Source organism: Mesorhizobium sp. B2-1-8 (assembly GCF_006442545.2).
In the GTDB taxonomy this organism is placed as follows: domain Bacteria; phylum Pseudomonadota; class Alphaproteobacteria; order Rhizobiales; family Rhizobiaceae; genus Mesorhizobium.
This window is the reverse complement of the sequence record NZ_CP083952.1, coordinates 1,018,608-1,044,041: the sequence shown is the minus strand read 5'-3', so window position 1 is coordinate 1,044,041 and position 25,434 is coordinate 1,018,608. Positions and strand designations below refer to the sequence as shown.

Genomic DNA, 25,434 nt, shown 5'->3' with positions numbered 1-25,434 from the left:
GCTTTATTCGCCGAGCGCGTCTTCGAGCAACGCGGCGAGCTGGGCAAGGTGCTTCGACATCAGTCCGGTCGCCGGCGACGCGGCCGCCGGCCGGCCGGTGTAGCGCACCCGCTGATGCTTGGCGTCGATATGCGCCAGCACCCATTCCAGATACGGATCGATGAACGACCAGGCGCCCATGTTCTTGGGCTCCTCCTGGCACCACACCATCTCCGCGTTGCGGAAGCGTGACAGCTCGGTGATCAGCGCCTTGGCCGGGAACGGATAGAGCTGTTCGACGCGCAGCAGATAGATGTCGTTGATGCCGCGCTTCTCGCGCTCTTCATAGAGGTCGTAATAGACCTTGCCCGAGCACAGCACGACGCGGCGGATCTTGGAATCCTTGGTCAGCTTGATCGCCTGGTTCGGCAACAGCTGGGCGTCGTCCCACAGCAGCCGGTGGAACGAGCTTTCGCCCGAGATTTCCGGCAGCGTCGACACCGCCCGCTTGTGGCGCAGCAGCGATTTCGGCGTCATCAGGATCAGCGGCTTGCGGAAGTCGCGCTTCAGCTGCCGGCGCAAGATGTGGAAGTAGTTGGCCGGCGTCGTGCAGTTCGCCACCTGCATATTGTCTTCGGCGCAAAGCTGCAGGAAGCGCTCCAGCCGGGCGGAAGAATGTTCCGGGCCCTGGCCTTCATAGCCATGCGGCAGCAGGCAGACGAGGCCCGACATTCTGAGCCATTTGCGCTCGCCCGACGAGATGAACTGGTCGAACACCACCTGGGCGCCGTTGGCGAAGTCGCCGAACTGCGCTTCCCACAGGGTCAGCGCCTTCGGCTCGGCCAGGCTGTAGCCATATTCGAAGCCGAGCACCGCTTCTTCCGACAGCATCGAGTTGATGACTTCGTAGCCGGCCTGCGCCGCCGACAGATTGTTGAGCGGGATGTAGCGGGTCTCGTCGCGCTGGTCGTAAAGCACGGAGTGACGCTGCGAGAAGGTGCCGCGCTCGGAATCCTGGCCCGAAAGCCGGATCGGATTGCCGTCGAGCAGGATCGCGCCGAAGGCCAGCGCCTCCGCCGTCGACCAGTCGATGCCTTCGCCGGACTCGATCGCCTGGCGCCGGTTCTCGAGGAAGCGGATAATCGTCTTGTGCGCTTCGAAACCCTTCGGCACCTCGGTCAGCTTCTTGCCGATTTCCTTCAGCGTCTTGACCGGCACGGCGGTCTTGCCGCGCCTTGTCTCGTCCTGGTTGTCGGCCGTGCGCAGGCCCGACCAGGCGCCGTCCAGCCAGTCGGCCTTGTTGGGCTTGTAGGCCTGGCCGACTTCCCATTCGGCTTCCAGATGCGCACGCCAGTCGGCCTTGAGCTGGTCGAGCTCGGCCTGGGTGATGTGGCCTTCGGCGATCAGCCGGTCGCCATAGATCTGCACCGTCGTCTTGTGGGTGCGGATGTTGCGGTACATGAGCGGCTGCGTGAAGGCCGGTTCGTCGCCCTCATTGTGACCGAAGCGACGGTAGCAGAACATGTCCACGACCACCGGCTTGTGGAACTTCATGCGGAACTCGATCGCCACCTTGGTGGCGTGCACCACGGCTTCCGGGTCGTCGCCATTGACGTGGAAGATCGGCGCCTCGATCATCTTGGCGACGTCGGACGGATAGGGCGACGAGCGCGAGAAGCGCGGATTGGTGGTGAAGCCGATCTGGTTGTTGATGATGAAATGCAGCGTGCCGGCGACGCGATGGCCACGCAGGCCCGACAGGCCGAGGATTTCGGCGATCACGCCCTGGCCGGCGAAGGCGGCGTCGCCGTGCAGCAAGAGCGGCAGCACCTTGGCCCGCTCTTCCAGCGGCACGATCTCCTCGCGGCCGCGGCCGAACAGGGAATCCTGCTTGGCGCGCGCCTTGCCCATCACGACGGGATCGACGATCTCCAGATGCGAGGGGTTGGCGGTCAGCGACAAATGCACCTTGTTGCCGTCGAACTCGCGGTCCGACGAGGCGCCGAGATGGTACTTCACGTCGCCCGAGCCCTCGACCTCGTCGGGGGCGGCCGAGCCGCCCTTGAACTCGTGGAAGATGGCGCGGTGCGGCTTGGCCATCACCTGCGACAGCACGTTCAGCCGGCCGCGATGCGCCATGCCGAGCACGATCTCCTTCATTCCGAGCTGGCCGCCGCGCTTGACGATCTGCTCCAGCGCCGGGATCAGTGATTCGCCGCCATCGAGGCCGAAGCGCTTGGTGCCCTTGTACTTGACGTCGATGAACTGCTCGAAGCCTTCCGCCTCGACCAGCTTCTGCAGGATGGCCTTCTTGCCGGTGGCGGTGAAGGAAATCTCCTTGTCGGCACCCTCGATACGCGCCTGGATCCAGGCCTTCTCCTCGGGATCGGAAATATGCATGAACTCGACGCCGAGCGTCGAGCAATAGGTGCGGGCCAGGATCTCCAGCATCTGCCGGATACTGCCGAATTCGAGCCCGAGCACATTGTCGAGGAAGATCGGCCGGTCGTAGTCGGCTTCGGTGAAGCCGTAATTCTCCGGCGACAGCTCGTTATAGTCTTCGAGCTTGGCGATGCCGAGCGGGTCGAGATTGGCGTGCAGATGGCCGCGCATGCGGAAGGCGCGGATCATCATGATGGCGCGCACCGAATCGCGTGTCGCCTGATGCACATCGGCGTCGGACAGCACGACACCGTTGGTGACGGCCTTGTCCTTGACCTTCTTTTCCAGGTGCTTTTCGACGATGCCCCAATTGCCGTCGAGCGCCGACACCAGTTCGCCATTGGCCTGCAGCGGCCAGGAGGGTTTGGCCCATGAGGCGCCCTTGGCGTTCCTGCGCACATCGCCGGCATCGTCCTTCAGCCCGGCGAAGAACTCCTGCCATTCGGGATTGACCGAGGCGGGATCGTCCTCATAGGCGGCGTAGAGCGCGTCGATGTAATCGGCATTGCCGCCATAAAGGAACGAGGTGAGCGAAAACTGGTCGTTGGCCTGATCTTGTCGTGCCATTTTTGTCCGCGGAGCCTGGCTCCGTCTCCTTTCGAGGGAATAGTGAGTAGTCAGTAGTGAGTAGAAAGATGGAAATCCCACTCAGCTGCTACTCGCTCATTCTTCCCTTTTTCACTACTGACTACTGCCTACTCACTATTCACTACTGCCTTAGCCCTTGATCGCCTCAACCAGGGTCGTGCCCAGCCGCGCCGGTGAGGGCGAAACCTTGATGCCGGCCGATTCCATCGCCGCGATCTTGTCTTCGGCGCCGCCCTTGCCGCCGGAGATGACCGCGCCCGCATGGCCCATGGTGCGGCCGGCCGGCGCGGTGCGCCCAGCGATGAAGCCCGCCATCGGTTTCCTGCGGCCGCGCTTGGCCTCGTCCTTGAGGAACTGCGCGGCGTCTTCCTCGGCCGAACCGCCGATCTCGCCGATCATGATGATCGACTTGGTCTCGTCGTCGGCGAGGAACATCTCGAGCATGTCGATGAACTCGGTGCCCTTGACGGGGTCGCCGCCGATGCCGACGGCGGTGGTCTGGCCGAGACCGACATTGGTGGTCTGGAACACAGCCTCATAGGTAAGTGTTCCCGAGCGCGAAACAACGCCGACCGAGCCCTTGCGGAAGATGTTTCCGGGCATGATGCCGATCTTGCATTCGTCGGGGGTGAGCACGCCCGGGCAGTTCGGTCCGATCAGCCGCGAGGCCGAGCGGTCGAGCCGTGCCTTGACCCTGACCATGTCCATCACCGGAATGCCTTCGGTGATGCAGACGATCAGCGGGATCTCCGCCTCGATCGCCTCGATGATGGCTTCGCCCGCGCCCGCCGGCGGCACGTAGATGACGGAAGCGTTGGCGCCCGTCCTTTCCTTGCCTTCCGCGACCGTGGCGAAGATCGGCAGGCTCTCGCCCTTCGCGCCAGTCCAGGTCTCGCCGCCCTTCTTCGGGTGGATGCCGCCGACCATTTTTGTCCCGTGATAGGCCAGCGCCTGTTCGGTATGGAACGTACCGGTCTTGCCGGTCAGGCCCTGCACCAGCACCTTGGTGTTCTTGTCGACGAGAATGGACATCGGAGCCCTTTTCTAAAAACCGTTGATCGAGGAAGGCGAGACGCGCCGGTAGACGCCGCTCACCATGTCTTGCCAGCCATCGCTGCCAGCGGGTTTGAAATGCAATCGCATGCGGTAGGTGTCGGTATCGTCGAAAGCATACGTCACACGCGCAAAGCCGCGCGGCGACGACCGCTCAAGAGTGAGTTCACTGCCGTTCCACATGCCGGTGGCAGGCGACACCGGCACGAAGCCCATCGAATCGAACTGGTGCATGGTCACGACGCCGTTCTGATGGTCGACGCCGAACACGTTATGCGAACCGAACGAAATCGTGCCGTCGCGGCGCTGACGATAACGCTGCACCACGAACTGGCCGCCGAACTCCGCTTCCGCCAGCACTTCGCTGGTCGCCGCGCCGCCATCGGCCCATTGCGTGTCCGCCACCTCTTCCTCGCCGCGCCACGCGCCGACCAGCGCCTGCAGGCGCTGATGGTCGGCCGAGAGCGAAGAGAAGGACGCCGCGTTCATGGGTCAGAGCCGCTTCAGATCGGTGACGGTGAGATCGCTCTTGGCGTTGCCGGTGTTGAGCGTCGTCGCCGGCTCGAACATCAACACCACCGGCTCTTGGGTGAGCGAGCGTGGTCGGTGCTCGGTGCCCCTCGGTACGACGATGAAGTCGCCCTCGCCGAGTTCGACCGGACCGTCGCGGAAATCGATGGCGATCCTGCCGCGCAGCACGAGGAAGGCTTCGTCCTCATTGTCATGCGCATGCCAATCGAAGGCCTCGCCGAACTTGGCGACCTTGGCCTGGCTGTCATTGACGTCGCCGGCAATGTGCGGATCGAACACCTCGGTGATCGTCCGATCCGCCGCCTCGACCAGATTTATCTTGCGTGGAGGCACCGGCTCAGCCCTGCACCGCCGCCACGATCTTCTTGGCCGCGTCGTCGAGATCGTCGGCCGAGACGACGTTCAGGCCGCTGTCGTTGATGATCTTCTTGCCGAGCTCGGCATTGGTGCCTTCCAGGCGCACGACCAGCGGCACCTTCAGGCCGACTTCCTTGACCGCGGCGATCACGCCCTCAGCGATGATGTCGCACTTCATGATGCCGCCGAAGATGTTGATCAGGATGCCTTTGACCGCCGGGTCCCTGGTGATGATCTTGAACGCCGCCGTCACTTTTTCCTTCGACGCACCACCGCCGACATCAAGGAAGTTGGCGGGTTCCGCGCCATAGAGCTTGATGATGTCCATCGTCGCCATGGCAAGGCCGGCGCCGTTGACCATGCAGCCGATATTGCCGTCGAGCGCGACATAGGCGAGGTCGTATTTCGACGCCTCGATCTCCTTCTCGTCCTCTTCGGTGGTGTCGCGCAGTTCCATCAGATCAGGGTGGCGGAACAGCGCGTTGTTGTCGAACGACACTTTCGCGTCGAGCACGCGCAGCCGGCCGTTCTTCATCACGATCAGCGGGTTGACCTCGAGCAGGCTCATGTCCTTCTCGACGAAGGCCTTGTAGAGGATCGGGAACAGCGTGCCGCCGTCCTTGGCCGCGTCGCCGTCGAGCTTCAGCGCGCCATTGAGCGCCTTGACGTCGTCGGCCGTGACACCCTTTTCCGGGTCGATGGCGACGGTGATGATCTTTTCCGGCGTGTCGTGTGCGACCGCCTCGATGTCCATGCCGCCCTCGGTCGAGACGACGAAGGCGATGCGGCCGACCGAGCGGTCGACCAGGATGGAGAGATAGAGCTCTCGCTCGATGTCGGCGCCGTCCTCGATATAGAGGCGGTTGACCTGCTTGCCGGCCGGGCCGGTCTGCTTGGTGACCAGCGTGTGGCCGAGCATCTCGTTGGCGTTGGCCACCACCTCGGCGACCGACTTCGCCAGCCGCACACCGCCCTTGGCGTCGGGGCCGAGCTCCTTGAATTTGCCCTTGCCGCGCCCGCCGGCATGGATCTGGCTCTTCACCACATAGAGCGGGCCGGGCAGCGCTTGTGCCGCGGCTTCCGCCTCGCTTGCCTTGAACACCGGCACGCCTTCGGCCACCGGCGCGCCAAAGCTCTTCAGCAGCGCCTTGCCTTGATATTCATGGATGTTCATCGGGAACTATCTCCAGGTCGATTGCCGGGGGGTGACGTTTGGACGGGGTTACTTCGAGGCGAGCTGCGGCGCGATCTTGACGCAGGCCTCAGTCAGGCCCTGCACAGTCGCCACTGAAGTCTCGAACATCTTCTGCTCGGCCTTGTTGAGGTCGATCTCGATGACGCGCTCGACACCGCCGGCACCGATCACCACGGGCACGCCGACATAGGTGCCCTTGACGCCATACTGGCCGGAGAGATGCGCCGCGCAAGGCAGCACGCGCTTCTTGTCCTTGAGGTAGGATTCGGCCATCTGGATCGCCGAAGCCGCCGGCGCATAATAGGCAGAGCCGGTCTTCAGGAGGCCGACGATCTCGGCGCCGCCGTCGCGGGTGCGCTGCACGATCTGGTCGAGCTTCTCCTTCGAGGTCCAGCCCATCTTGATCAGGTCGGGAAGCGGAATGCCCGACACCGTCGAATAGCGGATCATCGGCACCATGGAATCGCCGTGGCCGCCGAGCACGAAGGCGGTGACGTCCTCGACCGAGACCTTGAATTCCTCGGCCAGGAAGTAGCGGAAACGCGCGCTGTCGAGCACCCCGGCCATGCCGACGACATGGGTCTTGGGCAGGCCCGAAAACTTCTGCAGCGCCCACACCATGGCATCGAGCGGATTGGTGATGCAGATGACGAAGGCCTTCGGCGCATATTTCTTTAGCCCGGCGCCGACCTGCTCCATGACCTTCAAATTGATGCCCAGCAGGTCGTCGCGGCTCATGCCCGGCTTGCGCGGCACGCCGGCGGTGACAATGCAGACATCGGCGCCCTCGATGCCGGCGTAGTCGTTGACGCCGGTCAGCCGGGAGTCGAAACCATCCACCGGTGACGACTGCGCAATATCGAGCCCCTTGCCTTGCGGGATACCCTCGGCGATATCGAACAGGACCACGTCGCCGAGATCCTTGAGGCCGATCATGTGGGCGAGCGTGCCGCCGATCATGCCAGAGCCGATAAGCGCTATCTTGTTGCGTGCCATGTGAGGATGATTTCCCTTTGTCTGTGACGCGCCAACACGGCGTCGAGGAAGAGGCCGGAATGCTGCGGGGAACCGCGGATTTCGCCGCACCCAATAGCTCCGGTGCGGAATAAATTCAAACGATTATTTCGACCCCTGCATTTTCAATCGGTTAGAGTGTTTGGGATTTACGTAAACGTCAAAATTTGTAAGCCGACTTGGGGGAATTTACACGATGACGATCGAGATCAGAAGGCTCAATCCCTGATATGACGCCCTTGTGATGCGGGTTGCCGACGATGCGTTCGACGAGCCGGTGCGGCCCGATCGCCTTGCCAGCTATCTCGCTTAATCGGGCCATTTCATGATCGTGGCAATCGCCGATCGCAGGGTCGGAACGCGGCTTCCGGCTATTTCAGGCCTGTACCTGCTGCTGCACTTCCGCCTTCGCCTTCCGCCGCTCCGCCCAATCCTCCAGCCAGTCGCGGCTCTGCATCTCGATCAGTCGGGAGGCCGTGCGCTCGAATTCGAACACCTCGACGCCGCGCTTGGCCACATAAAGCTCGTGCGGCGGCGCCTCGGCGCTCATCACCAGGCGCATGTGATGGTCGTAGAGTGTGTCGATCAACAGGATGAAGCGCTTGGCCTCGTTGCGCTTGCCTTCGCCCAACACCGGCACATGGTCGATGAAGACGGTCGAAAACCGGCCGGCGATCGCCAGGTAATCGCGCGCGCCGAGCGGCTTTTCGCAGAGGTCGGCGAAGGAGAAACGCGCGGCATCGCCTGCGGCGGCAGGCACGGCTACCTTGCGGCCCTTCAGTGTCAGCGACGTCTCGGCCGTCGGCGCCCCGCGCGTCATCGCCTGCCAGGCCTCGTCGAGCGTCTGGTCAGCCGCCGCACCCACCGGCGTGACATAGACCGGCGTGCGGGCGAGCTTTTCCAGCCGGTAGTCCTTGACGCTGTCCAGCGACAGCACCTGCGTGTGGCGCTCCAATATGGCGATGAACGGCAGGAAAAGCTGGCGGTTCAACCCGTCACGGTAAAGGTTTTGCGGCGCCACGTTCGAAGTGGCGACCAGCACGACCCCATTGGCGAACAGCGCCGAGAACAGCCTGGACAGGATCATGGCGTCGGCGATGTCGGTGACCGAGAACTCGTCGAAGCACAGCACCCAGGCCTGCTCGGCGAGCGCCTTGGCCACCGGCGGGATCGGATCGTCTTCCCTGACCGCGCCTTCCTTGCGCGCCTGCCGGTGCTTCTGGATGCGGTCCTGCACGTCGGCCATGAAGTCGTTGAAATGGACGCGGCGCTTGCGCCTGACCGGCAAGAGCTCGAAGAACATGTCCATCAGCATGGTCTTGCCGCGCCCGACGCTGCCATGGATGTAGAGGCCCTTGACCGCCTCATGCGTCTCGCGCTTGCGGGCAAACAGCCAGCCCAGCGCACTGGACTTCTGCGCCAGCCGCTTGGCTGAAATCTCGTCGATCAGCCGGTCGAGCGCGGCGGCGATCTCTTCCTGCGCGGCATCGCGTCCGATCGCGCCGGTTTCCACCAGATGATCGTAGCGCTGCCTGACGGTCACATGGGTCTGGAGGCCGTCACGCAGATGCATCGGTCACGTCGTTGTTCAGAGCAGGATGCCCAAGAGAGAGGGTGTGTCGAGATTCAGGTCAGGCCGCCGGCATCACCTGAATGTCAGCACATCTAGGCTTACCTCGTAAGCGAAATTGGCTGTCCGTTGGAAGTCTGGCCGTCGAATTTCGAGCCTCCCGACGAATAGAGCCGCGCCAGCGAGCCGCCATTCTCGTCATAGAGCGTCAGCTGCTTGCCGGCGACGTTCCAGGACTTGATGCCGTCGATCGGCGGCGGGCAATGCAGCGGGCCGGCGCGGAAGCCGGCGCCGAACTTGGTCTGCGGCGTCGCCACCTTGCAGCTCTGGCCGGAGACGCTGACGTTCCAGACACCGGCGACGCTTCCCGCGTTGAGATCCGCGGCGCCTGCCGGCGCCGCGCCGTCCGGCGGCAGGGAAGCAACCTGCGTGTTTGCCGGCGCGGTCGGGAATTGCGACGGGTCGGTGGTGCCGGGGGAGGCCGGCGGCGGCAGCTGGTTGGAGCTCACCTGGCCGGCAGGCGCCGCCTGCAGCGGCGCCGGTTGCTGGTCGTCCATCGACGAGAACCGTGAGGTTGAGCAGCCGCTCGCAACGAGTGCCGCCAGGGATACGGCCACCAGGCCGCCTTTCGAAAAATTCATTACAACCTCCGTCGGATTCGGCTGGGGGACGCCGTCCGCGCAATCTCACTTCCACCAAGATGGAGAAGGTGGCGAAATTTCAACCCGATATGGTTAAAATAGAGTTTGCGGCAAGATTGTTGCAAATTTATCGCACTCATCCGGCGAGCGGCGCGCTCGGCACGAACACATATCCATCCGGTCCAACGATATAGCACTCGCGCAGACCATGCGGTTTGTCGATCGCGCCGGCCAGCACGATGTGGCCATGGTCCAGCGCCGCCGCCTCGACCGCGTCGGGATCGGCACCATAGAGGCGCAGCTCGATGCCGGCGCCGCGCGTCTCCGCGCCCGCGATGGAGCCCGTCATCGGATTGTCGAGATAGGAATGGTCGGCATGCAGCATGAACACCGATCCCAGAAGCTCGATCGCCGCGAAATCCTCGTCGGCACAGATCACTTGGGCACCAAGCACGTCGCGGCAGAAGGCCTCCATCGCCACAATGTCCGATACCAGCAGGTTGACGCCGATGCCGGGCGGCAGCGAGCGGCCGAAATCCTCGGCCTTCATCCAGGGGGTCTTGGTCCGCTTCATCGCCATGGCATCGTCCTCTCGACCCCGCGATCCTAGCCGAGGCCGTTTCTCCGCCCTTGGCCTTCGGCCGGCAAACGCTTGCGCCAGCCGCGGCAGGGCTTATGTCTAGGACGTCTCCAGGAAAAGTGCGCAGCGGTTTTCCCGGGCAAAACGGGCAGCGCTTTCCCTAGGGAAATGCGCGAAAACACAAAGAGTTGACCGAAACCCGCCGGAGCGCAGACCTTGGCCGCAAGGAAGAAAGCCGTCAACCGCTACTACAGCGGCCCGCCCAGCGATCATTTCGACGGCACCCTGTTCTTCAATCCCGGCGGCCGGATGCCCGGCTCCTTTACGGACCTGCTGAAATGGCGGTTCAGCGGCCAACGCTCGAAATGGCCGCCTGCCAGCCGAAGCCCCTTCGCGCCGGCAAAGCCGGCCGCGACGGTCGAAGGCGCCGATCTGACCGTGACCATGGTCGGCCATTCCACCTTGCTGATCCAGACCGTCGGGCTGAACATCCTCACCGATCCGGTCTGGTCGCAACGCACCTCGCCGTTCTCCTTTGCCGGACCCAGCCGCGTCAATCCACCAGGTATCGCCTTTGGCGATCTGCCGGCGATCGACCTCGTGCTGGTCAGCCACAACCATTATGACCATCTCGACCTTGCCACGCTGAGGTGGCTGAAGGAGAAGCACGATCCGCTGGTGGTGACGCCGCTCGGCAACGATGCCATCATCGCCGCCGCCGTGCCTGGCATGCGGCTTTCCGCGCATGACTGGAGCGACAGGTTCGATGTCTCGGGCGGCACCGCCATCCACGTCGAGCCCGCGCATCATTGGTCGGCGCGCGGGGCGCGCGACCGGCGCATGGCACTGTGGGCCGGCTTCGTCATCGAGACGCCGGGCGGAAATATCTATTTTGCCGGCGATACCGGGTTCCACGATGGCATCAACTACCGGCTGATGGCGGAAAAACATGGCGGCTTCCGCTTCGCCATCCTGCCGATCGGCGCCTACGAGCCACGCTGGTTCATGGCGCCGCAGCACCAGAACCCCGAGGAAGCGGTCCAGGGCATGTTGTTGTGCAACGCCGCCTTCGCCGCCGGCTGCCATTGGGGCACCTTCCAGCTCACCGACGAGCCGTTCGACGAGCCGGTGCGGAAGCTGGTCGAAGCGCTGGACGCCGAAGGCGTGCCGCGAGAGCATTTCCGTGCCTTGCGGCCCGGCGAGGTCTGGGACGTGCCCCGGATTTGATGGCCTCGGGAACCCAAGCCCGACAGCCGCGTTTTTCAACCGGTTTCAATGTGTTCGGCTTGCGAGGCGTTCCCATGCTTAGATGGATCATCATTCTCCTGATCATCGCCGCCGCGGCGAGCCTGCTCGGCATGCCGGCGCTGGCCGGCGCCGCCGCCACCGGCGCGCGTATTCTCATCGGCATCGTCCTCATCATCTTCCTGTTGATCTTGTTCGGGGTCTTCGCGGTCACGTAACTCCGGCGCTTGAAAGCGGCTGCGCACTGGTAATTCCTGCCCGTTTCCGCCATATAGCGCCGAACGGACATGGAATTTTCGGAGCAATGGCAGGCACGGCCCCTTTCGCCAAGATGAACGGCATCGGCAACGAGATCATCGTTGCCGACATGCGTGGCCGCGCGGATCGGGTGACGGCCGCCGCCGCCATCGCGCTCAACGCCGACGCGGCGACGCGGTTCGACCAGATCATGGCGATCCACGACGCCAGGACGCCGGGCACTGCCTATTTCGTCGACATCCTGAATTCCGACGGGTCAGGCGCGCAGGCTTGCGGCAACGGCATGCGCTGCGTCGTCCAGGCATTGGCCGCCGAAACCGGCGAAAAGACCTTCACCTTCGAGACCGTGGCCGGCATCCTCAATGCCCGCGAACACGCCGACGGCTCGATCTCGGTCGACATGGGCACGCCGCGCTTCGGCTGGCGCGACATTCCGCTGGCCGAGGAGTTCCGCGACACCCGCATGATCGAATTGCAGGTCGGCCCGATCGACGCGCCGGTGCTGCATTCGCCCTCCGCCGTCTCGATGGGCAACCCGCACGCCATCTTCTGGGTCGATGACGACGTCTGGACTTATGAACTCGACCGTTTCGGTCCGCTGCTCGAAAACCATCCGATCTTTCCCGAGCGCGCCAACATAACCATCGCGCAGGTCACCTCGCCCGACAGCATGATCATCCGCACCTGGGAGCGCGGCGCCGGCCTGACCAAGGCCTGCGGCACCGCCTCCTGCGCGGCTGTCGTTGCCGCGGCGCGCACCAGGCGCACGAGCCGCAGCGTCAACCTTTTGACTCCCGGCGGCGGCACGCTGCACGTCGAGTGGCGCGATGACGACCACGTCATCCTGACCGGCGCGGCCGAATGGGAATTTTCCGGCAGCTTCGATCCGTCCACCGGGAAATGGACCCGCGACACCGAAAGCGCGGCCTGATGTCCGCTCTTGCCAAAGGCGTCGACGTGGCGAAGCAGCCCGGCCGCATCGACGTGGTGACCTTCGGCTGCCGCCTCAACACCTATGAGTCCGAAGTGATGCGGCGCGAGGCCGAAAGTGCGGGCCTCGCCGCGCTGGCAGGTGGCGCCGTGATCGTCAACACCTGTGCCGTCACCGGCGAAGCGGTGCGCCAGGCCAGGCAGGCGATCCGCAAGGCGCGCCGCGACAACCCGGCCGCGCGCATCATCGTCACCGGCTGCGCCGCGCAGACCGAGCCCGAAAAATTCGCCGCCATGGACGAGGTCGATCTGGTCCTTGGCAATGAGGAGAAGCTCAAGGCCAATTCCTATCGCGCGCTGCCTGATTTCGGTGTCAACGACACCGAGAAGGCGCGCGTCAACGACATCTTCTCGGTGCGCGAGACCGCCGGCCACATGGTCGACGCCATCGAGGGCCGGGCACGCGCCTTCGTGCAGGTGCAGAACGGCTGCGACCATCGCTGCACCTTCTGCATAATCCCCTATGGCCGCGGCAATTCGCGCTCGGTGCCGATGGGCGCCGTGGTCGAGCAGGTCAAGCGGCTGGCGGGCAACGGCTATGCCGAGATCGTGCTGACCGGCGTCGACATGACGTCTTTCGGCGCCGACCTGCCGGGTGCGCCGAAGCTCGGCAAGCTGGTGAAGACCATTCTGAAACAGGTGCCCGACGTGAAGCGCCTGCGGCTGTCTTCCATCGATTCCATCGAGGCCGACGAGGACTTGCTCGACGCCATCGCCACCGAGCCGCGGCTGATGCCGCATCTGCATCTGTCGCTGCAGTCGGGCGACGACATGATCCTCAAGCGCATGAAGCGCCGGCATCTGCGCGACCAGTCGATCCGCTTTTGCGAGGATGTGCGCAAGCTGCGTCCCGGCATTGTTTTCGGCGCCGACATCATCGCCGGCTTCCCGACCGAGACCGACGCCATGTTCGAGAATTCGCTGGAAATCGTCGAGGAATGCGGCCTGACCCATCTCCACGTCTTCCCGTTTTCACCGCGCGAAGGCACGCCCGCCGCGCGCATGCCGCAGGTTCGCCGCGAGCTGGTCAAGCAGCGCGCCGCCCGGCTGCGCGCCGCCGGCGAAGCAGCCTATGTCAGGCATCTCTCTTCGCTCGCCGGCAGCCGCCAGTCGATCCTGATCGAGCGCGATGGCCTCGGCCGCACCGAAGGGTTCACGCTTGCCGCACTCGGCACCGGAGCGCCGGGAGAGATCGTCGAAGCTGATATAACCGGCCACGATGGCATCAGGCTGATAGCCGCCCCCCTTGCCGCCCACGCCGCCTGAGAACGCAAGAGCATGGCTGGTTTTTTCAAGAAGATATTTTCGTTCGGCAAGAAGGAGGTCGTCGAGGAGCGCGTCGACGAAACCGCCCCGCTGCCGCCGATCAAATGGGACCAGCTCGACGCGCTGAAGCCGGCGGCCGAGCTGGCGGTGCCGGAGTTTTTGAAGCGCGAGGAGCCGACGGCGGAAGAACCCATTCCGGTCCAGGCCGCGCCTGGACCGGAGCGCGAGGAGCCCAAGCCCGAACCTGTCCCCACCATTCCGCCAGCGCCGGAGCCGATCGTTCCGTCAGAACCGGAGCCGCAGCCGGAGCCTGCGCCCGATGAGAAACCGGCACCCCCGCCCGAGACGCCTGAACCGCCCGCGCCCGAAGAGGTCCCGACGACGCCGATCGTGCCGGAGCCCACGCCCGAGCCACAGCCGCAAGAAGTGCCACCACCCGCGCCGTCCGAGCCGGAGATCGTCCCGTCGCGCCCGGAAAGGCAACCGGAACCCGCGCCCGTCGAAGTGCCGACGCCGCCGGTCGAAGTGCCCGCCGAGGTGCCTGCACCGGTCGAAGTGCCTACGCCATCGCCGGTTGAAGTGCCTCCATCGGCTGCCTCCGAGCAGCCGACTTCCAAGGCCGACGCTGCCCCTCATCCGCCTGCCGGCACCTTCTCCCCGTATAGGGACGGGGAGAAGGAAGCTGATCGCGATGCCAGCCCCCGCGTCAAAGAAAAAAGCTCGACGCTGACGCCCCCCTCTCCCCGTCCTTCACGGGGAGAGGGTGAGGGGCAGCGCCAGCCTGTGGAAATTATCCCATCTCCGATCGAAACCGCTCCACCGGCGGAAATCGCCCCTCCCATTCGCCAGCCTGCACCGGTCGAAACACAACCGGTCATTGCCGAGGTTGCGCCCGAGCCTCAATCGGTCCCGCAACCCGAACCAAAACCCGCGCCCGGCAAGGTGACGGTCGCCAAGAAGGTCGAGCAGAAGGCCGAGCCGGTAAAGGCGGCCGAGCCGGCGCAGAGGCGATCCTGGTTCCAGCGCATGCGGGACGGGCTTGCCCGGTCCTCGCGCGAACTGACCGGCAACATTGCCGGCGTCTTCACCAAGCGCAAGCTGGACGAGGAGACGCTGCAGGACCTGGAGGACGTGCTGATCCGCGCCGATCTCGGCGTGGAAACGGCGTTGCGCGTCACTGATTCACTGGCCTCGAGCCGCTACGGCAAGGACGTCTCCGACACGGAGGTGCGCGCCGTCATGGCGGCCGAGGTGGAGAAGGTGCTCGCCCCGGTCGCAAAATCGCTCGAGCTCGACCTTTCGCACAAACCGCATGTCATCCTGGTGGTTGGCGTCAACGGCACCGGCAAGACCACGACGATCGGCAAGCTCGCCGCCAAGCTGACCGATGGCGGCCTGTCGGTGATGCTGGCCGCCGGCGACACCTTTCGCGCCGCCGCGATCGAACAGCTGAAGATCTGGGGCGAGCGCACGAAATCACCGGTCATTGCCTCGAAGCTCGGCGCCGATGCCGCCGGTCTCGCCTACGACGCCTTCGAACGGGCAAAAGAAGCGGGCTCCGACGTGCTGATCATCGACACCGCCGGCCGGCTGCAGAACAAGACCGAACTGATGGCGGAGCTGGAAAAGATCGTCCGCGTGCTGGGCAAGCTCGATCCCGAAGCGCCGCACACGGTGCTGCAGACGGTCGACGCCACCACCGGACAGAACGCGCTCAACCAAGTCGAGATCTTCCGCAATGTCGCCGGCGTCAATGGCCTGGTGATGACCAAGCTGGACGGCACGGCGCGCGGCGGTATTCTGGTGGCGATCGCGGCAAAGCACAGATTGCCGGTCTATTTCATCGGCGTCGGCGAACAGGTCGACGACCTCGAACCTTTCTCGGCAAGCGAATTCGCCAGGGCGATCGCTGGCGTGGCTTGAACAAGCACGATGCCGGAAGTGCTTCCGGATTGGATCGTGCGTAAGAAGGAAACCATGAACCCACCCATTCTCGAACGCGATCCGTCCGACCCGCAGAAAGAGAAGAAGGAAGGCGTCAATCCCGTGCTCAAGCTGGCGCTGGAGCTTGGACCGTTGATGGTCTTCTTCTTCGCCAATGCGCGCGGCGAGTGGCTGACGCAGAAATTACCCGTGCTGGCCGAGTTTGGCGGCCCTATCTTCGTCGCCACCGGCCTGTTCATGGCCGCGACCGCGATCGCGTTGATCGCCTCGTGGCTGCTCACCCGGACCTTGCCGATCATGCCGATGGTGTCGGGCGTCGTCGTCTTCATCTTCGGCGCGTTGACGCTCTATCTGCAGGACGACATCTTCATCAAGATGAAGCCGACCATCGTCAACACCCTGTTCGGCGGCGTGCTGCTCGGCGGCCTCTTCTTCGGTCGCTCGCTGCTCGGCTATGTCTTCGAGTCCGCCTTCAAGCTCGATGCCGAAGGCTGGCGCAAGCTCACCTTCCGCTGGGGCCTGTTCTTCCTGTTCCTGGCCGTCGTCAACGAAGTTGTCTGGCGCAATTTTTCCACCGACACCTGGGTTACCTTCAAGGTCTGGGGCATCATGCCGATCACGCTTCTGTTCACCTTCAGCCAGATGCCGCTGATCCTGCGCCATTCGCTCGACGACAAGGCCGGCGGGGAAGAGAACGCCGGCAAATAGAGCAATTCCAGGAAAAGTGTGTAGCGGTTTTCCGTCCGGAATTGCGTCGAGACAAACAAAGGGGAGAGCCATGGAATTCGTCACCACCCAGGAAGAGCTGCGGACGATCTACAAGACCCCACGTTCGACCGATGGCTCGATCCGCAAGGAACTGAAGGCGCTCGACGGCCATTGCCGCTCCTTCATCGGCAAGAGCCCGTTCGTGCTGATCGGCTCGTCCGATGGCGAAGGCAATGCCGACGTCACCCCGAAAGGCGACAAGCCCGGTTTCACCGCCATTCTCGACGAGAAGACGATCGCCATCCCCGACCGGCCCGGCAACAACCGGCTGGATACGCTGGAGAACATCCTGCGCAATCCCTCGGTCGGGCTGCTCTTTCTCATCCCGGGCATGAACGAGACTCTGCGCGTCAACGGCGAAGCCCGCATCACCGTGGATGCCACTTTGCGCGAGCGCCTCGCCGTCGACGGCAAGGCGCCGCAAAGCGTCATCGTGGTCGCAGTCAAGGCCGCCTACATGCATTGCGCCAAGGCATTCATGCGCTCCGATCTGTGGAAGCCGGAGAGCTGGTTCGACCGCGCGACGCTGCCGACGCTCGGCCAGATCCTGCGCGACCAGCTGGCATTGGCCGATTCGGCCGAGGCGACCGACCGCTGGCTGGACGACGAGTACAAGCAAACGATGTGGTAGGGTTTCGGCCCACGAATCGCCCGGACTTGCCTGTCTTGCTCAATCTTCTTGCCATCTCGGGCAGCCTGCGGGCCGCCTCCACCAATTCGGCCCTGGTCGCGGCATTGGCGCTGAACGCGCCCGAGGGCTGCCTCGTCACCGTCTATGACGGACTTGGCCGACTACCGATCTTCAACCCCGACGACGAGGGCGAGCGGACGCCGCGTGAAGCCTCCGACCTGATCGACGCCGTCACCGGCGCCGACGGTGTCATCGTCTCCTGCCCCGAATATGCCCATGGCGTGCCGGGCGGGCTGAAGAACGCGCTCGACTGGCTGGTCTCGCGCGACGCCGCCGTGGCCAAATCGGCCATGCTGGCGCACGCCTCGGCACGCTCGCTCCATGCCCGCGCGGCTCTGGCGGAGATCATGCGGACGATGTCGTTCGCGCTTTATGATGGCGGATTGGAAATTGCCCTGCTCGGCAAGAAGCCGCCGGAGGTAGAGAGCATTCTGGCCGACCCGGTGAACGTGCTTGCGATGCGCGACGCGCTGGCTGCCTTCGCGGATTTCATCCGCACGCGATGAGCGGCGGCCTCTCTTCCTTCTCCCCTTCTTGTGGGAGAAGGTGGATCGGCGCGCAGCGCCGAGACGGTTGAGGGGTGTTCCAGCGGAATGAGGCGTTGGTGTTCCCTGGAATACCCCTCATCCGACCTCGCTTCGCGAGGCCACCTTCTCCCACAACGGGAGAAGGAAGAGGCACCTTACTTCTTCCCCCGCAATGTCTCGACATCGGTCTTGCCGACATACCAGTCGCGGGCGTTGACCTCCTCGAAGATCACCCAGACATCGTCATTGCCAAGCCCGGTGGCGTCCATGATGGCCGCCGTGACTTTCCTGGCGATGTCAGCCTTCTTGCCGGCCGGATCGGCGGCGATCACTTCCTTGACGATGCGGATATTGACGAATGGCATGGCGTCCTCCCGTTCATTCCTGATCAGTACGTCTTGGCCCCGTTCACCATCAGCCGCACCGCATAAAGCGAGGTGGTGCCGGCGATGTAGAGGCAGTTCAGCTTGGCGCCGCCGAACACGCAATTGGCGGTCACCTCCAGCACCTTGACCTTGCCGATCAGCGTGCCGTCCGGATCGTAGCAATGGATGCCGTCGGCCGCGCTGGTCCAGATACGCCCGTCGGCATCGAGCCGGAAGCCGTCGAACAGGCCTGATGTGCAGTCCGCGAACACCTTACCGCCCGAAACCTTCTTGCCGTGCTTGCCGACATTGAACACCCGCATATGCGCCGGATTCTGCGCGCCATGCGTGCGGCCGGTGTCGACGACGTAGAGCAGGCTTTCGTCGAGCGAGAAGGCGAGCCCGTTCGGCCTGACCATATCGGTGATCACCGCTTCGACCTCACCGCTGTCGGGGTCGACCCGGTAGACATGGCAGGCGCCGATCTCGCTCTCGGCCTTGTCGCCTTCATAGTCGGTGTCGATGCCATAGGTCGGGTCGGTGAACCAGATCGAGCCGTCGGACTTCACCACCACGTCGTTGGGCGAGTTCAGCGGCTTGCCCTTCCATTTGGCGGCGATGGTGGTGACCGAGCCGTCATGCTCGGTGCGGCTGACGCGGCGGCCCGAATGCTCGCAGGTGACCAGCCGGCCCTGCCGGTCGACGGTGTTGCCGTTGGAATTCCCCGACGGCTGCCGGAACACGCTGACGCTGCCGTCGGTTTCGTCAAAGCGCAGCATGCGGTTGTTCGGAATGTCCGACCAAACGACATAGCGGCCGGCGGCGAACCAGGCCGGCCCTTCAGCCCAGCGGCAACCCGTGAACAGTTTCTCCACTTGCGCGTTGCCGTTGAACAGGCGCGCGAAACGCGGATCGAGAATTTCGTAATAATCTGCGGCCGCCATGCATTTCCTCCCGGCATCACGTGACGCCGGATCAAGCCAGCCCGCGACCGATCTGGCAAGACGGGGTATGCGCAATTTGTAAGACAAAACGGACAGGACGTGCCTTAGGACGCCATTAACCGGCTATGCGCTGCGTGCAATGGTGCATTGCAACATCTTCTTTTTGCAATGCACCATTACTATGTCATGTTCCGTATCGATCAAGGGAGGAAGAACCAGCCGCGAGAATGCGGCACAGAAGGAACCTTGCTATGATCTTCAACGATCTCATGACCCGCGCTCGCAGCAGCATCGCCAAGCGCAAGCACTACAACCGCCTCGTCGCCGAAATCGACAGCTTCTCCAGCCGCGATCTGGCCGACATGCGCGCCGACCGCTCGGAAATGCTCTACCAGATCCACAAGCAGATCTACGGCTGATTTCTTCAGTCGAGTGTCTCGGCGCCGCCCAGGCGCTTTGAGATTCAGGTCAGGCCGAGCCGAAAATGGTGGTTTCCGAGAACCGGAGCGGAGCGTACTTAAGCACGTGAGCGCCGGAAGCGCGGGACGCCTCCATTTGCAGGCCGGCATCACCTGAATATCAATACGCCGCGAGCGCCTTGTCGATCTGCGGCAGCAGAAGCTCCGTGGCGGACTCGGCCGTCAGCGGGCCGACATGCTTGTAGGCTATCTTGCCATCCTTGCCGATGACGAAGGTTTCCGGCACGCCATAGACACCCCAGTCGATCGCCGTGCGGCCGGCTTCGTCGACGCCGATCGCCTGGAACGGGTTGCCGAGGTCGCCGAGGAAGCGGCGGGCGTTTTCCGGCCGGTCCTTGTAATTCAGCGCCGCCATCGCGAATCGCTTGTCCTGCGCCAGCGCCAGAAGCACCGGGTGTTCTTCCCTGCATGGCGCGCACCACGACGCAAAGACGTTGACCAGCGTGACCTTGCCGGCGAAGGCTTTCGAATCGAGCCCGGGCAGATTGCTGCCCTCCAGGGGCGGCAGGTTGGTTTGCGGTGCCGGCAGACCGATCAAGGCCGACGGCACTTCCGAGACATCGCGCCCCGACAACAGCTGCGACAGGAACAGTCCGGCCAGGCCGAGGAAGACCAGCAGCGGCAAAAACACGAACAGGCGGCGACGGACTGGCGGCGGCGTTTCGGTTTCGCTGCTCACGGCTTTCCCGCCCCGGTCTTGTCGGAGCGCCGCCGCACCCCGGCCGCCTCGAGTTCGGCGAGTTCGCGCTTGCGTGCCCGCTGGTCGAGCAGGATCCAGCCGATCAGTCCGGCCAGCACGATCGCCGTGATGGCGTAGGCGGCGGTGACGTAAAGGGCGTGCGGGCTCATCTCTCGATCCAAGGCTTGCCAGTTCATAACTGGGGCGGCCGTCCGCCGCAATGAATGGCGTCTGCGGCAGATTTGCGGTTATGGCGCCTTCGACAGCAAAAAACCCCAAATACTGGAAATACGCATAGCTTGGCATGTCAGCGAAAGCCGTACGGTGCCTTCACAGGTGAGCAGAATTTTGCCTGCGTCATCCCACATCCTAATGGCGCTCAAGCCGTTGCTCTGGAATTTGCGCAGGCTGATCGTCTCGATCCCGATGAATTCGAGCCCGAAAGACACTGCGTTGAACTCACCCCATTTGGCCGGCGGACGATAGGGAAGCACTGTCGACATAAACGAGAGGTGCATGCTGGGGCCGTCGCGGTTCATCGCTGCTGATGTGATCTCGACGGACGACAGATCGGGATAGTTGCCGTAGATGTTCTGCAGGAAGATCGGGTTTTCAATGCGTAGCGGCCACATCAATCCGTACCATGGCGTAGCGCCAGCGCCGCGGCCACGGGGCCCAGCACCGCAAGGAACAAGGTCAGCGCGGCAAGAATGAGGAAAGGCTGCAGGAACGGATCGGGATTGGCCGTCGCGCCATAGCTTGCCGAAACGCCGAAGATCAGCACCGGGATGGTCAGCGGCAGCACCAGCACCGAGATCAAGAGCCCGCCACGCGGCAGCGCCACCGCCACCGCGGCGCCCACGGCGCCGATGAAGGTGATGGCCGGCGTGCCGACCAGAAGCGTCAGCGCCGTGGCGCCGATCGCCAACGGCTCCATGTTCATGAACAGGCCGAGCAGCGGCGCGGCGACCACCAGCGGCAAGACGCTGCCCGCCCAATGCGCCACGCATTTCACCAGCACCGTCAGCGCCAGCATGTGCCGGTCGTTGCCGAGCACCAGCAGATCGAGTGAGCCGTCCTCGCGGTCGGCCTGGAACAGCCGGTCGAGCCCGAGCAGGCAGGCAAGCAGCGCCCCGATCCACAGGATCGCCGGGCCGATGCGGGCCAAGAGCTTGAGGTCCGGCCCGACGCCGAACGGGATGGTGGCGATGACGGCGAGGAAGAAGATGACGCCGGTCAACGCGCCGCCGCCGGCGCGGATCGAAAGGCGGATGTCGCGGAGGAGGAGGGACCACATTACGATGTGGTCCCCTGTTGAAGCTGGCGTCCTGTCGCGCCCCCCTCTGTCCTGCCGGACATCTCCCCCACGAGGGGGGAGATCGGCAGCTTCGACCATCGCGCCTCTTTTGAGACGTTGGAGATTGGCGAAAGCCGAGACAACATCCAATCTCCCCCCTCGTGGGGGAGATGCCCGGCAGGGCAGAGGGGGGCGCCGTAAAGCGCAATCATGGAAAGCTCTGCCCCATTGCCAGCGCCTTCGCCCCCTCCAATCCCAGCGGCAGATGCGTCGCCGCCACGATCATCCCGCCATCCGCGCAATGCCCGCGCATCAGTCCCGCGAACCGCGCCTCCGAGGCCTTGTCCAGCCCCGCCGTCGGCTCATCCAGCAGCCACAACGGCCGGTGGCTGACCAGAAGTTTCGCGATCGCCGCGCGGCGTCGCTGTCCGGTCGAGAGATAGCCGAACGGCAAATGGCCGATGCCGCCCAGCCCGACTGTTTCCAGCGCCTCCTCGACATCGAGCCGGCCTTCGCCATGGAACTCCCGCCAGAAGCGCAAATTCTCGGTCACGCTCAGCGCCGTCTTCATCGCGTTCTGGTGGCCGAGATAGTGGCAGGCCGAGGCGATCGAGGGGAATTCGTCGCCGCCGCCTTCGAGCAGCAGGCGGCCTTCGGCTTTCGGCAGCAGTCCGGCGACCACCCTGAGCAAGGTCGATTTGCCCGAACCGTTCGGCCCGGTGACGATCAGCGCCTGTCCGGCCTCCAGCACAAACCCGATGCCGGAGAACACCGTCGCGCCGCCGCGCTCGCCGCCCAGATTTTCGGCGATCAGCCGCATCCCATGCCTGTCCCTGGAACGATGCGGCACCGTCGCTGCCGCATCGCACAAATTTGCTTTGCAACTGTCTAGAACTATTCCAGAAAATTCTCTATATCCGGGTCATCCGTGCCAGCGGTCGGCTCGGGAACAGAATTAGCGCCGGACCAGCGCACGCGCCGCCTTGAACGGCTCGGGTTGCTTGGGAGCGGACAGCGGAAATGGCCGTACCCGCACCTTTGCGCGTGATTGCATGCCATCGGCGTCCGTTCCCTTTCAGGCTGAACAGACAAGGATCGCACGTGTCAAAATCCCTCGACAGTTTCAATTGCCGCCGCACACTGAAAGCGGGCGACGCCGAGTATGTCTATTTCGACCTCGTCGAGGCCGAGAAGAACGGCCTCACCGGCATTGCCCAGCTGCCCTATTCGATGAAGGTGCTGCTGGAAAACCTCCTGCGCAACGAGGACGGCCGCTCCGTCACCAAGGACTCGATCCAGGCGGTGGCCGGCTGGCTGACCGACAAGGGCACCGCCGGCGTCGAGATCGCCTATCGCCCGGCCCGCGTGCTGATGCAGGATTTCACCGGCGTTCCCGCCGTGGTCGATCTCGCCGCCATGCGCGATGCCATGGCTTCGCTCGGCGGTGATCCGCAGAAGATCAACCCGCTGGTGCCGGTCGACCTCGTCATCGACCATTCCGTGATCGTCGACGAGTTCGGCACGCCGATGGCCTTCGCCCGCAATGTCGAGCTCGAATATGAGCGCAACGAGGAGCGCTACAAGTTCCTGAAATGGGGCCAGCAGGCGTTCCGCAACTTCCGCGTCGTGCCGCCCGGCACCGGCATCTGCCACCAGGTCAACCTCGAATATCTCGGCCAGGTCGTCTGGACCAACACCGAGGACGGCGAAACCACCGCCTATCCCGACACCTGCGTCGGCACCGATTCGCACACCACCATGATCAACGGCCTTGGCGTGCTCGGCTGGGGCGTCGGCGGCATCGAGGCAGAGGCGGCCATGCTCGGCCAGCCGGTTTCCATGCTGCTGCCCGAGGTGATCGGCTTCCGCCTCACCGGCAAGCTCAAGGAGGGCGTCACCGCCACCGACCTCGTGCTCACCGTCACCCAGATGCTGCGCAAGAAGGGCGTCGTCGGCAAGTTCGTCGAGTTCTTCGGCCCTGGCCTCTCCAACATGACGCTGGCAGACCGCGCCACCATCGGCAACATGGCGCCCGAATATGGCGCCACCTGCGGTTTCTTCCCGGTCGATTCGGAAACCATCCGCTACCTCACGATGTCCGGCCGCAGCGAGGACCGCATCGCCCTGGTCGAGGCCTATTCCAAGGCGCAAGGCATGTGGCGCGAGGCCGGCTCCGCCGACCCGGTCTTCACCGACTTGCTCGAACTGGAGCTGGACAGCGTCGTACCGTCCATGGCCGGTCCCAAGCGTCCGGAAGGCCGTGTCGCGCTCGAAGGCATTCCGGCCGGCTTCGCCAAGGCGATGGAGACCGAATACAAGAAATCCGCCGAAATCTCCAAGCGCTACGCCGTCGAAGGCACCGATCATGACCTTGGCCATGGCGACGTCGTCATCGCCGCCATCACCTCGTGCACCAACACCTCGAACCCATCAGTGCTGATTGCCGCCGGCTTGCTTGCCCGCAACGCCAACCGCCTCGGCCTCAAGCAGAAGCCGTGGGTGAAGACTTCGCTGGCCCCCGGCAGCCAGGTGGTGGCGGAATATCTGGAGAAGTCGGGCCTGCAGAAGGAGCTCGACCAGATCGGCTTCAACCTGGTCGGCTTCGGCTGCACCACCTGCATCGGCAATTCCGGCCCGCTGCCGGCACCGATCTCGAAAACCATCAACGACAAGGGCCTGATCGCTGCCGCGGTGCTCTCCGGCAACCGCAACTTCGAAGGCCGCGTCTCGCCCGACGTGCAGGCGAATTACCTGGCCTCGCCGCCGCTGGTGGTAGCGCACGCGCTCGCCGGCACCGTCAGCAAGGACCTGACCACCGAGCCGCTCGGCGAGGACAAGAACGGCAATCCGGTCTATCTCAAGGACATCTGGCCGAGCTCGGCCGAAATCCAGGAGTTCATCGAGAAGAACGTCACGCGCGAGCTGTTCGCCCGCAAATATGCCGACGTCTTCAAGGGCGACGAGTACTGGCAGAACGTCAAGGCGCCGGAAGGCCAGACCTATGCCTGGGACAACAATTCGACCTATGTGCAGAACCCGCCCTACTTCGCGGGCATGACATCAGGTTTCGGCAAGATCGGCGACATCAAGGGCGCGCGCGTGCTCGGCCTGTTCGGCGACAAGATCACCACCGACCACATCTCGCCGGCGGGTTCGATCAAGGCGGCCTCGCCGGCCGGCAAATACCTCACCGACCATGGCGTCGGCGTCGCCGACTTCAACCAGTACGGCACGCGGCGCGGCAACCATGAGGTGATGATGCGCGGCACCTTCGCCAATATCCGCATCCGCAACCACATGCTGGGCGAGAACGGCCGCGAGGGCGGCTACACCATCCACTATCCCACAAAGGAAGAAGAATCGATCTACGACGCGGCGATGGAATACAAGAAGGAAGGCGTGCCGCTGGTCATCTTTGCCGGCGTCGAATACGGCAACGGTTCGTCGCGCGATTGGGCTGCCAAGGGCACGAACCTGCTTGGTGTCCGCGCCGTCATCGCCCAGTCCTTCGAGCGCATCCATCGTTCGAACCTGGTCGGCATGGGCGTCATCCCCTTCGTGTTCGAGGACGGCACCTCATGGGCTTCCCTCAACCTCAAGGGCGACGAGCTGGTCGAGATCGACGGATTGAGCGCCATCAAGCCGCGCAAGACGATGACCGCCAAGATCACCTATGGCGACGGCACGGTGAAGAACGTGCCGATCATCTGCCGCATCGATACACTGGATGAGCTCGACTACTTCAAGAACGGCGGCATCCTGCAATACGTGCTGCGCGACCTGGCGGCTTAGCAACAAGGGAATAGGGGAGTAAGGAGTAGGAAAAAGGAAACTAGGCCGGGAACGGGTAACCTACTCCCCTACTCCCCTACTCCCCTACTCCCCTACCACAGTTCCGCTGCGATGAAGGCAAGGTTTGTCGAAGCATTGACCGGTTCGGACCAAAGTCCAGGCCGATTCGCTCGCAATAGAGATCGACAGGGGTCAGGAGAACCTGCCTCATGGGGATGATGCCGCCGCCGAATCGAACC

26 protein-coding genes are annotated in these 25,434 nt (G+C 64.0%); 10 read left to right on the top strand and 16 right to left on the bottom strand.

The features are described from left to right. Nucleotides 1-3: 3 nt before the first annotated feature. The 9 genes from FJ970_RS05005 to FJ970_RS04965 form a co-directional block, all read right to left on the bottom strand. The gene (locus FJ970_RS05005; RefSeq protein ID WP_140764061.1) at nt 4-2,988 is read right to left on the bottom strand and encodes a 2-oxoglutarate dehydrogenase E1 component; all 2,985 of its coding nucleotides are present in this window, start codon (nt 2,986-2,988) and stop codon (nt 4-6) included. A gap of 150 nt (nt 2,989-3,138) precedes the next feature. Continuing rightward, a complete protein-coding gene (gene sucD, locus FJ970_RS05000; RefSeq protein WP_140764058.1) occupies nt 3,139-4,041 on the bottom strand; it encodes a succinate--CoA ligase subunit alpha in 903 nt (300 codons plus the stop codon). Between the two features lie 12 nt (nt 4,042-4,053). Further along, nucleotides 4,054-4,551 carry a DUF1579 family protein gene (locus FJ970_RS04995; RefSeq protein WP_140764055.1) on the bottom strand — a complete coding sequence of 166 codons (498 nt, stop codon included), beginning with the start codon at nt 4,549-4,551 and terminating at the stop codon, nt 4,054-4,056. 3 nt (nt 4,552-4,554) lie between these two features. Next, entirely contained in the window at nt 4,555-4,926 is a 372-nt protein-coding gene (locus FJ970_RS04990) for a cupin domain-containing protein (protein WP_140764053.1), read from the bottom strand. Between the two features lie 4 nt (nt 4,927-4,930). Beyond that, nucleotides 4,931-6,124 (bottom strand): ADP-forming succinate--CoA ligase subunit beta, encoded by a 1,194-nt coding sequence (gene sucC, locus FJ970_RS04985; protein ID WP_140764050.1) that lies wholly within the window; start codon nt 6,122-6,124, stop codon nt 4,931-4,933. A gap of 48 nt (nt 6,125-6,172) precedes the next feature. Then, nucleotides 6,173-7,141: a malate dehydrogenase gene (gene mdh / locus FJ970_RS04980; RefSeq protein WP_140764047.1), complete on the bottom strand. Its 969-nt coding sequence runs from the start codon at nt 7,139-7,141 to the stop codon at nt 6,173-6,175. Between the two features lie 394 nt (nt 7,142-7,535). Continuing rightward, nucleotides 7,536-8,732 carry a cell division protein ZapE gene (zapE, locus tag FJ970_RS04975; RefSeq protein WP_140764044.1) on the bottom strand — a complete coding sequence of 399 codons (1,197 nt, stop codon included), beginning with the start codon at nt 8,730-8,732 and terminating at the stop codon, nt 7,536-7,538. 98 nt (nt 8,733-8,830) lie between these two features. Then, complete coding sequence (locus FJ970_RS04970; RefSeq protein WP_140764041.1) at nt 8,831-9,370, bottom strand: protease inhibitor Inh/omp19 family protein; 540 nt, start codon at nt 9,368-9,370, stop codon at nt 8,831-8,833. Between the two features lie 136 nt (nt 9,371-9,506). Beyond that, nucleotides 9,507-9,950 (bottom strand): hypothetical protein, encoded by a 444-nt coding sequence (locus FJ970_RS04965; protein WP_140764038.1) that lies wholly within the window; start codon nt 9,948-9,950, stop codon nt 9,507-9,509. A gap of 216 nt (nt 9,951-10,166) precedes the next feature. On the opposite strand from FJ970_RS04965, the gene FJ970_RS04960 reads away from it, so the two are divergent. The 8 genes from FJ970_RS04960 (at nt 10,167) to FJ970_RS04925 (ending at nt 17,618) form a co-directional block, all read left to right on the top strand. Next, complete coding sequence (locus FJ970_RS04960; protein WP_140764035.1) at nt 10,167-11,177, top strand: MBL fold metallo-hydrolase; 1,011 nt, start codon at nt 10,167-10,169, stop codon at nt 11,175-11,177. A 74-nt stretch (nt 11,178-11,251) separates the two neighbouring features. Continuing rightward, nucleotides 11,252-11,413 carry a DUF1328 family protein gene (locus FJ970_RS04955; RefSeq protein ID WP_013892243.1) on the top strand — a complete coding sequence of 54 codons (162 nt, stop codon included), beginning with the start codon at nt 11,252-11,254 and terminating at the stop codon, nt 11,411-11,413. 86 nt (nt 11,414-11,499) lie between these two features. Continuing rightward, nucleotides 11,500-12,384, top strand: a complete 885-nt coding sequence (dapF, locus tag FJ970_RS04950) for a diaminopimelate epimerase (RefSeq protein WP_140764031.1) — start codon at nt 11,500-11,502, stop codon at nt 12,382-12,384. Beyond that, nucleotides 12,384-13,709, top strand: coding sequence for a tRNA (N(6)-L-threonylcarbamoyladenosine(37)-C(2))-methylthiotransferase MtaB (gene mtaB / locus FJ970_RS04945; protein ID WP_140764028.1), 1,326 nt, complete (start codon nt 12,384-12,386; stop codon nt 13,707-13,709). The genes dapF and mtaB overlap by 1 nt, the downstream gene beginning before the upstream one ends. A gap of 387 nt (nt 13,710-14,096) precedes the next feature. After that, nucleotides 14,097-15,632, top strand: coding sequence for a signal recognition particle-docking protein FtsY (ftsY, locus tag FJ970_RS04940; protein WP_415752037.1), 1,536 nt, complete (start codon nt 14,097-14,099; stop codon nt 15,630-15,632). 54 nt (nt 15,633-15,686) lie between these two features. Continuing rightward, nucleotides 15,687-16,361 carry a septation protein A gene (locus FJ970_RS04935; RefSeq protein ID WP_140764022.1) on the top strand — a complete coding sequence of 225 codons (675 nt, stop codon included), beginning with the start codon at nt 15,687-15,689 and terminating at the stop codon, nt 16,359-16,361. A 70-nt stretch (nt 16,362-16,431) separates the two neighbouring features. Continuing rightward, a complete protein-coding gene (locus tag FJ970_RS04930) occupies nt 16,432-17,052 on the top strand; it encodes a pyridoxamine 5'-phosphate oxidase family protein (RefSeq protein WP_140764019.1) in 621 nt (206 codons plus the stop codon). 35 nt (nt 17,053-17,087) lie between these two features. Further along, the gene (locus FJ970_RS04925; RefSeq protein WP_140764016.1) at nt 17,088-17,618 is read left to right on the top strand and encodes an NADPH-dependent FMN reductase; all 531 of its coding nucleotides are present in this window, start codon (nt 17,088-17,090) and stop codon (nt 17,616-17,618) included. Between the two features lie 176 nt (nt 17,619-17,794). On the opposite strand, the gene FJ970_RS04920 is transcribed toward FJ970_RS04925, so the two are convergent. Then, nucleotides 17,795-18,004 carry a tautomerase family protein gene (locus FJ970_RS04920; protein ID WP_140764013.1) on the bottom strand — a complete coding sequence of 70 codons (210 nt, stop codon included), beginning with the start codon at nt 18,002-18,004 and terminating at the stop codon, nt 17,795-17,797. A gap of 23 nt (nt 18,005-18,027) precedes the next feature. Then, entirely contained in the window at nt 18,028-18,948 is a 921-nt protein-coding gene (locus FJ970_RS04915) for an SMP-30/gluconolactonase/LRE family protein (RefSeq protein ID WP_140764010.1), read from the bottom strand. A 251-nt stretch (nt 18,949-19,199) separates the two neighbouring features. Between FJ970_RS04915 and FJ970_RS04910 the strand changes: the two genes are divergently transcribed. Then, on the top strand, nt 19,200-19,367 hold the full coding sequence (locus FJ970_RS04910) for a hypothetical protein (RefSeq protein ID WP_023774506.1): 168 nt from the start codon (nt 19,200-19,202) through the stop codon (nt 19,365-19,367). 160 nt (nt 19,368-19,527) lie between these two features. Here FJ970_RS04910 and FJ970_RS04905 read toward each other — a convergent pair whose 3' ends face one another. The 5 genes from FJ970_RS04905 to ccmA form a co-directional block, all read right to left on the bottom strand. Further along, on the bottom strand, nt 19,528-20,106 hold the full coding sequence (locus tag FJ970_RS04905; protein ID WP_140764007.1) for a DsbE family thiol:disulfide interchange protein: 579 nt from the start codon (nt 20,104-20,106) through the stop codon (nt 19,528-19,530). Continuing rightward, nucleotides 20,103-20,276, bottom strand: a complete 174-nt coding sequence (ccmD, locus tag FJ970_RS04900) for a heme exporter protein CcmD (RefSeq protein WP_127280270.1) — start codon at nt 20,274-20,276, stop codon at nt 20,103-20,105. The genes FJ970_RS04905 and ccmD overlap by 4 nt, the downstream gene beginning before the upstream one ends. A 78-nt stretch (nt 20,277-20,354) precedes the next feature. Beyond that, on the bottom strand, nt 20,355-20,738 hold the full coding sequence (locus FJ970_RS04895; RefSeq protein ID WP_140764004.1) for an Imm50 family immunity protein: 384 nt from the start codon (nt 20,736-20,738) through the stop codon (nt 20,355-20,357). Next, entirely contained in the window at nt 20,738-21,403 is a 666-nt protein-coding gene (ccmB, locus tag FJ970_RS04890; RefSeq protein ID WP_140764002.1) for a heme exporter protein CcmB, read from the bottom strand. Before ccmB ends, FJ970_RS04895 begins: the two co-directional genes overlap by 1 nt. Before the next feature lie 208 nt (nt 21,404-21,611). Beyond that, nucleotides 21,612-22,223 (bottom strand): heme ABC exporter ATP-binding protein CcmA, encoded by a 612-nt coding sequence (ccmA, locus tag FJ970_RS04885; protein ID WP_140763999.1) that lies wholly within the window; start codon nt 22,221-22,223, stop codon nt 21,612-21,614. Nucleotides 22,224-22,504: 281 nt separating this feature from the next. Between ccmA and acnA the strand changes: the two genes are divergently transcribed. After that, nucleotides 22,505-25,195 carry an aconitate hydratase AcnA gene (gene acnA / locus FJ970_RS04880; RefSeq protein ID WP_140763996.1) on the top strand — a complete coding sequence of 897 codons (2,691 nt, stop codon included), beginning with the start codon at nt 22,505-22,507 and terminating at the stop codon, nt 25,193-25,195. Nucleotides 25,196-25,434: the final 239 nt, after the last annotated feature.